This window comes from Streptomyces sp. NPDC012466 (assembly GCF_042955215.1).
Taxonomy (GTDB): Bacteria; Actinomycetota; Actinomycetes; order Streptomycetales; family Streptomycetaceae; genus Streptomyces.
Map to the genome: position 1 here is coordinate 423,923 of NZ_JBIBEQ010000006.1, position 12,541 is coordinate 436,463.

Here is a 12,541-nt window from a genome sequence, read left to right on the forward strand (position 1 = left end):
CCGCCCCGCCCCGCACCAGCACCACCAGCACCGGAAAGACACGGAAAGAGCCGTTCATGACCTCCACCTCCGACCCCCGTGACCTCAGGACCGCGCTGGAGTCCCTGACCACCGAGGCCTTCCGGCCGGAACTCGCGGAGATCGACCGGCTGCCCACCCTCGACATCGCGCGGCTGATGAACGGCGAGGACGCCACGGTGGCCGGGGCGGTCGCGGCCCGGCTGCCCCGGATCGCCGCCGCGATCGACGCCGTCGCCGAGCGGATGGCCCGCGGCGGCCGCCTGGTCTACGCGGGCGCCGGCACGGCGGGCCGGATGGGCGTCCTGGACGCCTCCGAGTGCCCGCCCACCTTCAACACCGACCCCTCCCGGGTCGTCGGCCTGATCGCGGGCGGCCCGGGCGCCGTGGTCACCTCGGTCGAGGGTGCCGAGGACTCCCGGGAGCTGGCCCGGGCGGACCTGGAGCCCCTCGCCCTGACCCCCGACGACACGGTGGTCGGCATCTCCGCCTCCGGCCGCACCCCGTACGCCATCGGCGCGGTCGAGCACGCCCGCGCCCGCCGCTCCCTCACCATCGGCCTCGCCTGCAACGCCGGCAGCCCGCTCGCCGCCGCCGCCGACCACGGCATCGAGATCGTCGTGGGCCCCGAACTGCTGACCGGCTCCACCCGCCTGAAGGCCGGCACGGCCCAGAAGCTCGTCCTCAACATGCTGTCGACGATCACGATGATCCGGCTGGGCAAGACCTACGGGAACCTGATGGTCGACGTCCGCGCCTCGAACGACAAGCTCCGCGCCCGCTCCCACCGCATCGTCGCCCTGGCCACGGGCGCCGAGGACAAGGAGATCGAGGAGGCCCTCACCGCCACGGACGGCGAGGTGAAGAACGCGATCCTGACCCTCCTGGCCGGTGTGGACGGCCCGACGGCGGCCAGACTCCTGGCCGAGTCGGACGGCCACCTGCGGGCGGCCCTGGCGGCGAGCGGCTGAGCCGTCACGCCACCACGACCACCCGCTGTTCGTCCCCGAACCGCTCGGCCTGTTCCGCCGTCGCCTTCTCGGCCAGGGTGTTGACCGCCGTGTTGAAGCGCTCCATGGAAGTGGGGCGGTCCGGGCCCAGGACGTACTCCTTCAGGACCCGGCGCTCGGGTGCCATCGGGTCGTGCGCCGGCTCGCGCACCGAGCGGAGGATCTCCGGCAGCCGGGCGCAGTCCCGGTCGAGGAGGTAGGCGCCCCCGGCCGTGGTGTAGGCGGCCCGGAAGTCCTCGTCCGGCAGGTCGTTCGCGTTGGTCAGCACGTACGGCTTGAGGCTCGCCACGAAGTCCGCCACCACGGACGACACGTCGCTGACGAGGATGTCGGCCTGGTCGAAGCACTCGTACAGCGTGGGCAGTTGCCTGACGATCACCTGGTGCCCGAGCGGGCCCCGGCTCTCCCAGAACAACCGGTGCCACTCGGCGCGCAGTGCGTGCCACTCGGCGTCCCCCTCCAGGCCGGACAGGCGCGCCTCCCTGGTCTGCTGGGCGTCGTCGCCGGCGAGCCGCCCGGACAGTTCGCCGAGCCGGGCCTGGATCTCGGCGAGCCGCGGCCGGACGGCGGCGATCGCGGCCTCGGCCTCCTGGGCACCCCGCTGCTCGTTGCCGGCGCGCAGCAGCTCCCGGATCGCCCGGTCCGCCTCGGCCGCGGCGCGGGAACGCTTGCCGGTGAGCGGGTGCGGCTTGTAGAGGACCCGGACGTTCTCGGCGAGCAGCTTCTCGACGAGCGTCACGCCCATCGGGATCAGCGACGTGTGGCAGTCGTCGTCGCTCCAGCCCTCCCAGGTCGGCGCGTACAGCACGGTCGGCAGCGGCCCCGGCACGTGGTCGCTGTGCAGCCGGATCGACGACAGCTGCGGGCGGCCCACCTCGACGATCGCCGAGTCGCTGATGGCGTGCCGCACCCGCTGGTAACGGTCGCGCCCGGCGCGCCCGGCCACCCAGATCTCGTCGTACACCTTGCTCACCCGGTTGCTGCTGGCGAGCTTGTCGCTGTCGCCGTGCCCGATGAACACGTGCTTGGCCTCGGCGACGCGCAGCATGTGCACGTTCTTGCCCGCGTTGCCCGGATAGAGCACCACCCGCAGCTCGGGCAGCTCCAGTTGCGCCACGTCGTCGGCCTTCGGCACGCACACGACGGGGATCGACGTACGGCCGAGGTAGCGGAACGAGGCCCGCTCCCTGAGGATGATCAGCGGCCGCCGGTCGAGCTGCTCCAGCGTCTCGATCCACATGTTGACCTGGTACATGAAGTCCCGGGACACGGCCGCGAAACTGAAGTACAGCGCCACCTCCGGCCGGTACAGGTCCAGTTGACGGTTGACCTCGGCGATGACCTCGTCCCCCGAGGGCATCCGGCGGGCCCGGCGCAGCTGCCCGAGCAGGGCCACGACGCCCGCGACCGCCAGCCCGGCGGTGAGGGCGAAGCCGGCCCCCGCGGGCTGCCACGCCCCGGCCGCCAGCGCGGCGAGCAGCCCGGCGTGCGCGGGCACGTCGAGATGCAACAGCTTGCGCAGGAACCGCCGGTAGAGGAAGGCGGGCGGCGCGGCCGGGATCCCCGCCCCGCTCATGTCCAGGTTGCGCACCACGACCGGCAGGACGCGCCGCCTCCGTATCGCGTGATGCACCGCCGTGTACATCATCACCAGCGCGAAGTGAGCGCTGAACACCGCCAGGGCGGCCACCAGCACCGCATCCGGCGCGCCCATGCGGTCGGCCAGGGCCAGCAGCATCACCGCCCGCACGGCGAACCGCATGGTGCGGGTCAGTTGCAGCGCGGCCAGCCGCCGCACGAAGGCGGGGGCCCGCGTGTGCAGCACCTCGTCCGCGACGTACGTCACGGCCGAGGCCGCGGCGAAGCCCCACAGCGACGGGAGCAGCGCGAACACGGGCAGGGCGGCGAAACCGGCGGCGAACAGGAACACGAGAAGAAGGTCGGTCTTCCCGCGCACACGCAGGACACCGCACAGCCAACGGAACGTCATGGAGAGACTTTCTCTGGGGAAGGACGTGTTTTCCGGGGGCGGCGTGCGGTGGGGCGGACGCCGGTGTACGCGCGATACGCCAGTTCGACGGTGATGAGGGGTGAAAGGTTGTACACCTCCCGATCACCATTACTTCATCGCGACTTGACCCCCCGGTCGACCTGCCTGACGCGAACCCGCAGCGTCTCCCCGACGGGCAGCGAGCGCACTCCGCGGAGGCCGGGCTCGTGTTCCGGGCCACGGCCTGGGCCGGTTCGCCGAGAACCTCAAGGACGAGACGGCCTGAGCTTCGGGACCCGGGCTTCGAGCCCCTTTTTCAAGGAACGGGTGGAGGGCCTCAACCCACCCTCCCACCCGGCAAGTTGACGCGACGCGTCCGGCTTGCCACGGACAGTCACCTACCCTTAACGTTCCCTGCACAAAGCAACAGCCCCCGCCAGGTGCGCCAACACCTGCGGGGGCTTACCAACGAGATCGAGAGCAATCGATCCCATGGATGAAGCCAACTTTAGTGCTGCCTACCCGTCCACGCACCCCATGGCGAGCCCGGGTTACGGCAAGCGCTCCACCCCCGACCAACTCCCCCGCACGAAGCAAGACTTCGCCCACCTCCCACCCCGCGAAGCCGCCATCGCCACCTACCTCGACCGGCTCCCCGACGGCGCCGACATCTCCGTGAAGACGCTGGCCAAACAGCTCCCGTACGGACAGTGCGCCCTCGGCACCGCCCTCAACCGCATCCAGCAGGCGGGGCATCTACGGCGTGGCCGGGAGTGCGTAACCGCCGACGACGGAAGCTCCCGCTGGATCACCCGAACGTGGTTCACCCGCACCGCCCGGGACGACGACTGGTGGGCCGCCTTCACCCGCGGCGACGTACCGCGGCAGGCAGCGCGCCCCACCCGCTCCCGTGCCCACATCCTCCTCGCCGCCCTCGGCCGCACAGCCCCCGTCCTGTCCCTCTCCGAGGCGGACTGCGCGACCCTCGCCCCCCTCGTGGCGGAGTGGTTCGCGCGGGGCGCCTCGGAGGACGACGTACTGCGTGCGCTCACAGCCGGCCTGCCGACCCCCGTCCACCACCCCGCCGCCCTGGTCCGCACCCGCCTGACCAGCAAAATCCCGGCGCCGCCCGCCCCACGCTCACCCCTACGGGTCCTGGAGTGCGCGAACTGCGGCGCGCCGGGGCGTCCGGAAACCCTGCCAGGGGGTCGTTGCAGCGCCTGCCGGGGCGAACCTGCCCCCGCGCAACCCCCCGCACCCCTGTCCGCCCCCACGGTCCACGCCCACGCGGCCGGGATCCGCACCGCGATGTCCCGACGACGGCATGAGAAGGCACACACATGACGGCTGGAAGGGAGGAGGCACCACCATGGCCCCTGGTACCCCTGACCGACAACCGGAAGACGGCCGCTACCAGCGGATCTCCCCGCACGCTTGGGGGGCCATCGTCGAGCTGCCCGCCCCCGTGAACATCACCCTGGACACCGAGAAACTCACGGACTACGCCGGCTGAGGACAATGGGCATCATGAACCACGCCCAGCTCACCGCCCTAGGCCGTGCCCTCCGTCTTCTCGGTGAGCACGGGGAAGCCCTCGGCTCCGACACCCCGGACGCCAAACTGCACGAGATCAAGGCCGACCTGAAGCGTGCCCTGGACCTGCTGGAGGACAGCGTCACGACCGCGGCGCCCACCACGCGCTGCCCGGAACACCCCACCGGCCCGGTCGACGAGAGCGCCCCTGACCGGTGCCTGCTGTGCGAGACCCGGCGCAGGGCGGCCCGCCGGAACGAGTTCAACGGCCCCGCCCCCCAGTACCAGCCCACCGAACCCGTCCAGTCCCGCTACGGCGTACGCGGCGACCGCCCCCAGCCCCAGCAGCGCTGGCTGGCGGAGCTGTGGAACGGCCAGACCTGGCAGCTGTGCGGCACCCCGCGCCGGGACCGGCGTGAGGCCGAGCTGTTCATCGCCGCCCAGCGCAAGGCCCCCCGGGCCGCCATGGCGTACCGGCTGGTGCACGAGTTCACCGACTACGAGGTGCTGCGGGTGTGGGGGACGCCGGTGAAGGTGGACATCGAGCCCATGGGCAACCTCTGACCACCAGGGATCACAGCAGCGGCAGCGGGCGGAACTCGTGCCCCTCCCACAGGCGCCGCGACCGTTCCTCCGGATAGGCCGTGACCACCGGCTCCGCGTCCAGCACCTGCACCAGCCGCCGCGCGTCGTCGTACGCCGGCCAGCCCGGGTCCCCCGTCCTCGCGAAGGACGTCCAGGACGAGCGGAAGCGGGACGACAGCGCCTCGGCCTCGGCGGACGGCTCCACGCCCGCGAACAGCAGCAGCCCCAGGTCCGCCCCGTACGTGCCGAACAGCAGCGGGATGTCCAGGCCGTGGCAGGCGCCGAGCGCGCCGCCGTTGCCCGGGGCCGGCCAGGTCAGTTCGTAGACGTGCGCGCTGCCGCCGCCGGCGCGCTGGGCCTCGGCCAGGTGCAGCGAGGGCATGTTGAACAGCCAGTCCGTCTGGACGCGTTCGTAGAGCTCGCCCGGGGAGGCGTCGGGGAAGGCCGTGCGGTAGGCCTGTTCGCCGTCGGGTCCGGGAGCGAAGAGGCGGAGGGCCGAGGCCGCCCTTTCTTCGGTGATCCGGCCGAGTCGGCCCGCCATGGCGATGAAGAGGCGGTACTCGTCGCGGTTGTGGCCGACGAGGAGGTCGACGTCCTTCGCCGAACCGGACGCCAGCGCCTGCCACGGGGTCGTCGGCAGGATCTCGCCGTCGACCACCGGGGAGAAGGGGGTGACCGTGGGCGCCGCCCGGCCCCAGCGGTCGACGCGCTGGAGCATCTTGGCGCTCAGCGTCTCCCCGGCCGACGTCAGCCGGCGCGGATCGATCGTCGAGAGGTCGGCGGCCGTGGGGCGCAGACCCAGCTCGGCGGCGAGGGCGGCACCGATGTCCCGGGCCAGCGCGTCGGAGAAGAACGTCCCCGGCACGCTCTGGGCTATCGCCCGCCGGAACAGGCCGGTCGCGCGCGGCATGGAGAGCAGCGAGGCGACCGAACCGGCTCCCGCGGACTCCCCGAAGACCGTGACCTGGCCGGGGTCGCCGCCGAAGGATTCGATGTTGTCCCGCACCCACTCCAGGGCGGCCACCTGGTCGAGCAGCCCTCGGTTGGCGGGCGCGCCCTCGATGGACGCGAAACCCTCCATGCCCAGGCGGTAGTTGAGGGACACGACCACCACGTCGCCGTCGGCGGCGATGTGCCGGGCGTCGTAGCCGGGGCTGCCGGAGTGGCCGAGCTTGTAGGCGCCGCCGTAGATCCACACCATCACCGGCCGGTGGGCGCCCGGGTCGGGCTCGGGTGTCCAGACGTTGACCGTGAGCCATTCGTCGCCCTCGGGCACCTCGATCAGGCCCGGGCCGCCCAGACTGCCGAGATCCTGCGGGGGCGGCGGGCCGAAGGCGTACGCGTCCCGTATGCCGTCCCAGGCGTCGGCGGGGCGCGGGGCCATGAAGCGGGCCTCACCCACCGGGGGCGCGGCGAACGGGATGCCACGGAAGACCGCGAGCCCCGCCTCCCTGCGCCCCCGGACGGCACCGGCGGTGGTGCGCACCACCGGTCCGGGCTGCTCGGAAGGGCCGTCCGCCGGGGGGCGGGACTCGGTCGTCGTCATCTGGATCTCCTCACGAACCGCGAGTGAACAGGCGTCAGGTCAGTGTCCTTGACTGACGCAAGCAGATCCAGGGCCCTTCGGGAGGCGGGGTCAGCTGAGGGTCTTGAGCGACGCCGGGTTGTACGGCGCGAGGTCCTCGAAGCGGCCGTCGAGCACCTTGCGGGCCCACTCGGGGTCCTGGAGCAGGGCGCGGCCGACGGCGACCAGGTCGAACTCGTCGCGCTCGAAGCGGTCGAGGAGGTTGTCGAGGTCGCCCACTTCGGCGCCCTGGCCCTGGAAGGCCTTGATGAAGTCGCCGTTCAGGCCGACCGAGCCGACGGTGATGGCGGGCTTGCCGGTGAGCTTCTTGGTCCAGCCGGCCAGGTTGAGGTCCGAGTCGTCGAACTCGGGGACCCAGTAGCGGCGGGTGGAGGCGTGGAAGGCGTCGACACCGGCGGCGGCCAGCGGCGTCAGGATGGCCTCAAGCTCCTCGGGCGTCTCGGCGAGGCGGGCGTCGTAGGCCTCCTGCTTCCACTGGGAGTAGCGGAAGATGACGGGGAAGTCGGCGGAGACGGTCTCGCGGACGGCCGCGACGATCTCCTCCGAGAGCTTGGCACGGGCCACCCGGTCGCCGCCGTAGGCGTCGGTGCGGCGGTTGGTGCCCTCCCAGAGGAACTGGTCGAGCAGGTAGCCGTGGGCGCCGTGGATCTCGACGCCGTCGAAGCCGATGCGCTCGGCGGCGGCCGCGGCTTCGGCGAACGCGCCGATGACGGCGTCGATGTCGGCCTGCGTCATGGCCTTGCCGGTGGGCTCCGTCGCGCCGATGCGCAGGCCGGAGGGGCCGACGGCCGGGGCGTCGGCGACCGGCGGCTCGCCCTGGTTGCGGACCATGCCGATGTGCCACAGCTGCGGCACGATCGTGCCGCCCGCGGCGTGCACCGCCTCGGCGACCCTGGCCCAGCCGGCGAGCTGCTCGTCGCCGTGGAACCGGGGCACGCGGTCGCTCTGTCCGGCCGACTCGTGGCCGACGTAGGTGCCCTCGGTGACGATCAGGCCGACTCCGGCGGCGGCGCGGCGCGCGTAGTACGAGACGACGTCCTCGCCGGGCACACCGCCCGGGGAGAACATGCGGGTCATCGGCGCCATCGCGATCCGGTTCGGAACGGTCAGGCCGCCCAGCGATACGGGCCGGGACAGAATTTCGGCGGCGCGGGAAGCGGAGGCGGCGACAGTCACGTGGGGGGGCTCGCTTTCGGATACCGGAGGGTATGTGCATACGCATAGGACGTACGTTTCAACCCTCCGGCCCCGCCCCGGCATCCCGCCCCGGCTGTGATCCCGGTCACGCGCCGATCACGCGGGACGCGCACCGGACACGCCAGAGGGCGGCACCTCCTGCCGAACAGGAGGTACCGCCCTCGGTAAGGACGTCGATCAACCGTCAGGTCGATCAGAAGTCCATGTCACCGCCCGGCATGCCGCCGCCGGCGGGCGCGGCGGCCTTCTCCGGCTTGTCGGCGATGACGGCCTCGGTGGTGAGGAACAGCGCGGCGATGGAAGCGGCGTTCTGCAGAGCGGAGCGCGTCACCTTCGCCGGGTCGATGATGCCTTCGGCGATCATGTCGACGTAGTCACCGGTCGCGGCGTTCAGACCGTGACCGACGGGCAGGTTGCGCACCTTCTCGACGATGACGCCACCCTCGAGACCACCGTTGACGGCGATCTGCTTGAGCGGGGCCTCCAGGGCCAGCTTCACGGCGTTGGCGCCGGTCAGCTCGTCGCCCTCCAGGTCCAGCTTCTCGAAGACCGAGGAGGCCTGCAGCAGGGCCACGCCACCACCGGCGACGATGCCCTCCTCGACGGCCGCCTTGGCGTTGCGCACGGCGTCCTCGATGCGGTGCTTGCGCTCCTTGAGCTCCACCTCGGTGGCGGCACCGGCCTTGATGACCGCGACACCGCCGGCGAGCTTCGCCAGGCGCTCCTGCAGCTTCTCGCGGTCGTAGTCCGAGTCGCTGTTCTCGATCTCGGCGCGGATCTGGTTGACCCGGCCCTGGACCTGCTCGGCGGAGCCGGCACCGTCGACGATGGTGGTCTCGTCCTTGGTGATGACGACCTTGCGGGCCTTGCCCAGGAGGTCGATCGTGGCGTTCTCCAGCTTGAGGCCGACCTCCTCGGAGATCACCTCGCCGCCGGTGAGGATGCCGATGTCCTGCAGCATCGCCTTGCGGCGGTCGCCGAAGCCCGGGGCCTTGACGGCGACGGACTTGAAGGTGCCGCGGATCTTGTTGACGACCAGGGTCGACAGGGCCTCGCCCTCGACGTCCTCGGCGATGATCAGCAGCGGCTTGCCCGACTGCATGACCTTCTCCAGGAGCGGGAGCAGGTCCTTGACGTTGGAGATCTTGGAGTTCGCGATCAGGATGTACGGGTCGTCGAGGACGGCCTCCATACGCTCCATGTCGGTGGCGAAGTACGCCGAGATGTAGCCCTTGTCGAAGCGCATACCCTCGGTGAGCTCCAGCTCCAGACCGAAGGTCTGGGACTCCTCGACGGTGATGACGCCTTCCTTGCCGACCTTGTCCATGGCCTCGGCGATGAGCTCGCCGATCTGGGTGTCGGCGGCGGAGATGGAGGCCGTGGAGGCGATCTGCTCCTTGGTCTCGACGTCCTTCGCCTGCTCCAGCAGGGCGGCGGAGACGGCCTCGACGGCCTTCTCGATACCGCGCTTGAGGGCCATCGGGTTGGCGCCGGCGGCTACGTTGCGCAGGCCCTCCTTGACCAGGGCCTGGGCGAGCACGGTCGCGGTGGTCGTACCGTCACCGGCGACGTCGTCCGTCTTCTTGGCGACTTCCTTGACCAGCTCGGCGCCGATCTTCTCGTACGGGTCCTCGAGCTCGATCTCCTTGGCGATGGACACACCATCGTTGGTGATCGTGGGCGCGCCCCACTTCTTCTCGAGGACGACGTTGCGGCCCTTGGGGCCGAGCGTCACCTTCACGGCGTCCGCGAGCTGGTTCATGCCGCGCTCGAGGCCGCGCCGCGCCTCCTCGTCGAACGCGATGATCTTGGCCATGTGAAGTGGTCCCTCCAGGACTGGGGGTGATTACTTCGGACCGCGCCCGCGCCCGCGACGGACGGCCCCGACCGGTTGGTTCCTTGCCCCATCCGGTCCGTGGGCCTCACCGACCCGGTCCTTACGTTGTCACTCTCACCTTCAGAGTGCTAACGCAATGATTAGCACTCGACCCCTGCGAGTGCAAGCGCCTCCCGGGGATCGGGCGGGGTCGTCAGCCGCCCGCGAACGCCGTCCGGCAGGGCTTTCGAACAGGCCGAAGGGCCCGCACCCCGGGGGGTACGGGCCCTTCTGAGAAGACCGGTCGCTTGAGCGTTGGTCGTGGTGCGCGTTCAGGCAGAGACGCGAACCATGTCGGCCTGCGGTCCCTTCTGGCCCTGCGAGATCTCGAACTCGACCCGCTGGCCCTCTTCAAGGGTGCGGTAGCCGTCCATCTGAATCGCGCTGTAGTGGACGAAAACATCCGCACCACCGTCGACCGCGATGAAGCCGTACCCCTTCTCCGCGTTGAACCACTTGACGGTGCCCTGAGCCATGCCTAACTCCCCTATTACTGGCCCTTGCACAGATCCACACTTCGCGGACCCGGGTCAGACCTCACCCCCCACGGTTGGGGGCGTGCGCCGGAACGCGTCGACCGCGGCCGAATGTATCTGTCCAACTGCCGTCTGCAACAGGTCAATCGGACGAGAATTCTGGACGCGCAGGGTCCGGAATGTAGGGAGAATTCGCCCGAATTCAGGGCAAGTCGGGCTCCACAAAGGGAACAAAAGCCGCAAAAGATGCGCACACTTTGGCTACATCTTGTCGGGCTCGCGGCAGGAATTCAGGGTTCCGATCAGAGGATCAGGAGCGCGTTCCCCAACTGTACCGCGCTCAATCACGCAGAATTGCCCCCTCCGCTTCTCTCACGGAGGGGGCAATTCAATGAACTCTCAGTGACGGCCGTTACCGAAGGTAATAATCGGGCCGGTCGACCGGTTCAGCCGCCGGCGACGGCGGGAATGATCGACACCCCGGCACCGTCGGGCGTCGCCGTCTCCAGTCCCTGTTCGAACCGCACGTCGTCGTCGTTGACGTACACGTTGACGAACCGGCGCAGCTTGCCCTGGTCGTCCAGCACCCGGGCGGCGATCCCGGTGTGGTTCTTCTCCAGATCGGCGATGACCTCGCCGAGATTCGCCCCCTCGGCGGCGACCTCGGCCCGACCGCCGGTGTAGGTGCGCAGGATGGTGGGGATGCGAACGGTGACGCTCATGACTTCAAAACCTCCGGTTGGGTGACAAACCTAGGGGCGCGGGGAGCTGCGCGAGCAACCCCCACCGGCCCGCAGGGATCAACGATCAGACGAGCCCAGCTGCCCGGAACGAATCCAGGCTGGGCCGAATGGTCGCCGTGAGACCCGTGCCCGCCACCGCATCCAGCGTCTTGAGACCATCCCCGGTGTTCAGCACCACGGTCGTCTTCGACGGGTCGAGCGCACCGCTCTCGATCAGCTTCTTCGTCACGCCCACCGTCACACCACCGGCGGTCTCCGCGAAGATGCCCTCGGTCCGGGCGAGGATCTTGATCGCGTCGACGACCTGCTCGTCGTTCACGTCCTCCACCGCACCGCCGGTGCGGCGCGCGATGTCCAGCACGTACGGCCCGTCCGCCGGGTTGCCGATGGCGAGGGACTTGGCGATGGTGTCCGGCTTCTGCGGGCGGACCACGTCGTGCCCGGCCTTGTACGCCGTCGACACCGGCGAGCAGCCCTCGGCCTGCGCGCCGAAGATCTTGTACGGCTTGTCCTCGACCAGACCGAGCTTGATCAGCTCCTGCAGACCCTTGTCGATCTTCGTGAGCTGCGAGCCGGAGGCGATCGGCACGACGAGCTGGTCGGGCAGCTGCCAGCCGAGCTGCTCGCAGATCTCGTACGCGAGGGTCTTGGAGCCCTCGGCGTAGTACGGCCGCAGGTTGACGTTGACGAAGCCCCAGCCCTCTCCGGCCGGGTCGCCGATCAGCTCGGAGCAGAAGCGGTTCACGTCGTCGTAGTTGCCCTCGATGCCGACGAGCTCGCCGCCGTAGACCGCGGCCATGACGACCTTGCCCTGCTCCAGGTCGTGCGGGATGAAGACACAGGAGCGGAAGCCGGCGCGGGCCGCGGCGGCACCCACCGCACCGGCGAGGTTGCCGGTGGAGGAGCAGGAGAGCGTGGTGAAGCCGAAGGCGCGGGCGGCCTCCAGGGCCTGGGCGACGACGCGGTCCTTGAAGGAGTGCGTCGGGTTGCCGGAGTCGTCCTTGACGAAGAGCTTGCCGGCGTCGACACCCAGCTCGCGGGCGAGGTTGTCGGCCTTGACGAGCTTGGTCCAGCCCGGGTTGATGTTCGGCTTGTCCGCCACGTCGGCCGGAACCGGCAGCAGGGGGGCGTAACGCCAGATGTTCGCGGGGCCCGCCTCGATCTTCTTACGCAGTTCCTCGGTGTCGTAGGCCGAGAAGTCGTAGGCGATCTCCAGCGGGCCGAAACACTCCTCGCACGCGAAGACCGGGCCGAGGGGGACGCGGTGACCGCACTCGCGGCAGCTCAGCGCCGCGGCGGGACCGAGGTCTACGGTGGAGTCAGTGGTGCTTGCAACAGTCTGCACAGCCATGTGAGGCGAGGCCCTTCCTCATCTTCCTCACGACGCGTTTCGCCGTGAGACGGATTTGGCACCTTCCCTAGCCGGGAGCCTCGCGAAGTGGTCGCCAGTGACCTACGAGAACCGACTGGAGGGTTGCCGGGGCTTCATCGGGCCGTTTCCCTCTGCCCCTCTGGATGAGCTGTATGT

11 protein-coding genes and 1 riboswitch are annotated in these 12,541 nt (G+C 70.3%); of the genes, 4 read left to right on the forward strand and 7 right to left on the reverse strand.

The genetic code is table 11. The features are described 5' to 3' along the window. Positions 1 to 56 precede the first annotated feature (56 nt). A complete protein-coding gene (gene murQ, locus ACFY9E_RS23995) occupies positions 57 to 989 on the forward strand; it encodes an N-acetylmuramic acid 6-phosphate etherase (protein ID WP_390987388.1) in 933 nt (310 codons plus the stop codon). A 4-nt stretch (positions 990 to 993) separates the two neighbouring features. Here murQ and ACFY9E_RS24000 read toward each other — a convergent pair whose 3' ends face one another. Next, positions 994 to 3,018 carry a hypothetical protein gene (locus ACFY9E_RS24000; RefSeq protein WP_390987390.1) on the reverse strand — a complete coding sequence of 675 codons (2,025 nt, stop codon included), beginning with the start codon at positions 3,016 to 3,018 and terminating at the stop codon, positions 994 to 996. Between the two features lie 537 nt (positions 3,019 to 3,555). Here ACFY9E_RS24000 and ACFY9E_RS24005 point away from each other — a divergent pair. The 3 genes from ACFY9E_RS24005 to ACFY9E_RS24015 are packed head-to-tail and all read left to right on the forward strand — an operon-like array spanning position 3,556 to position 5,115. Then, positions 3,556 to 4,362 (forward strand): hypothetical protein, encoded by an 807-nt coding sequence (locus tag ACFY9E_RS24005; protein ID WP_390987624.1) that lies wholly within the window; start codon positions 3,556 to 3,558, stop codon positions 4,360 to 4,362. A 25-nt stretch (positions 4,363 to 4,387) separates the two neighbouring features. After that, positions 4,388 to 4,531 carry a hypothetical protein gene (locus ACFY9E_RS24010; RefSeq protein ID WP_390987391.1) on the forward strand — a complete coding sequence of 48 codons (144 nt, stop codon included), beginning with the start codon at positions 4,388 to 4,390 and terminating at the stop codon, positions 4,529 to 4,531. 14 nt (positions 4,532 to 4,545) lie between these two features. After that, positions 4,546 to 5,115 carry a hypothetical protein gene (locus tag ACFY9E_RS24015; RefSeq protein WP_390987393.1) on the forward strand — a complete coding sequence of 190 codons (570 nt, stop codon included), beginning with the start codon at positions 4,546 to 4,548 and terminating at the stop codon, positions 5,113 to 5,115. 10 nt (positions 5,116 to 5,125) lie between these two features. Here ACFY9E_RS24015 and ACFY9E_RS24020 read toward each other — a convergent pair whose 3' ends face one another. The 6 genes from ACFY9E_RS24020 to thrC all read right to left on the reverse strand — a co-directional run bounded on the left by ACFY9E_RS24020 (position 5,126) and on the right by thrC (position 12,364). Beyond that, positions 5,126 to 6,682, reverse strand: a complete 1,557-nt coding sequence (locus ACFY9E_RS24020; RefSeq protein WP_390987394.1) for a carboxylesterase family protein — start codon at positions 6,680 to 6,682, stop codon at positions 5,126 to 5,128. Between the two features lie 90 nt (positions 6,683 to 6,772). After that, entirely contained in the window at positions 6,773 to 7,897 is a 1,125-nt protein-coding gene (locus tag ACFY9E_RS24025) for an NADH:flavin oxidoreductase (protein WP_390987396.1), read from the reverse strand. A gap of 214 nt (positions 7,898 to 8,111) precedes the next feature. Then, positions 8,112 to 9,734 carry a chaperonin GroEL gene (gene groL, locus ACFY9E_RS24030; protein ID WP_283974767.1) on the reverse strand — a complete coding sequence of 541 codons (1,623 nt, stop codon included), beginning with the start codon at positions 9,732 to 9,734 and terminating at the stop codon, positions 8,112 to 8,114. Between the two features lie 332 nt (positions 9,735 to 10,066). Next, positions 10,067 to 10,270: a cold-shock protein gene (locus ACFY9E_RS24035; RefSeq protein ID WP_010035953.1), complete on the reverse strand. Its 204-nt coding sequence runs from the start codon at positions 10,268 to 10,270 to the stop codon at positions 10,067 to 10,069. A 446-nt stretch (positions 10,271 to 10,716) separates the two neighbouring features. Next, positions 10,717 to 10,992 carry a MoaD/ThiS family protein gene (locus ACFY9E_RS24040; protein WP_283974768.1) on the reverse strand — a complete coding sequence of 92 codons (276 nt, stop codon included), beginning with the start codon at positions 10,990 to 10,992 and terminating at the stop codon, positions 10,717 to 10,719. Between the two features lie 85 nt (positions 10,993 to 11,077). Then, complete coding sequence (gene thrC / locus ACFY9E_RS24045) at positions 11,078 to 12,364, reverse strand: threonine synthase (protein WP_390987398.1); 1,287 nt, start codon at positions 12,362 to 12,364, stop codon at positions 11,078 to 11,080. A gap of 15 nt (positions 12,365 to 12,379) precedes the next feature. Beyond that, a riboswitch (SAM riboswitch) is annotated at positions 12,380 to 12,535 on the reverse strand. Between the last annotated feature and the right edge of the window lie 6 nt (positions 12,536 to 12,541).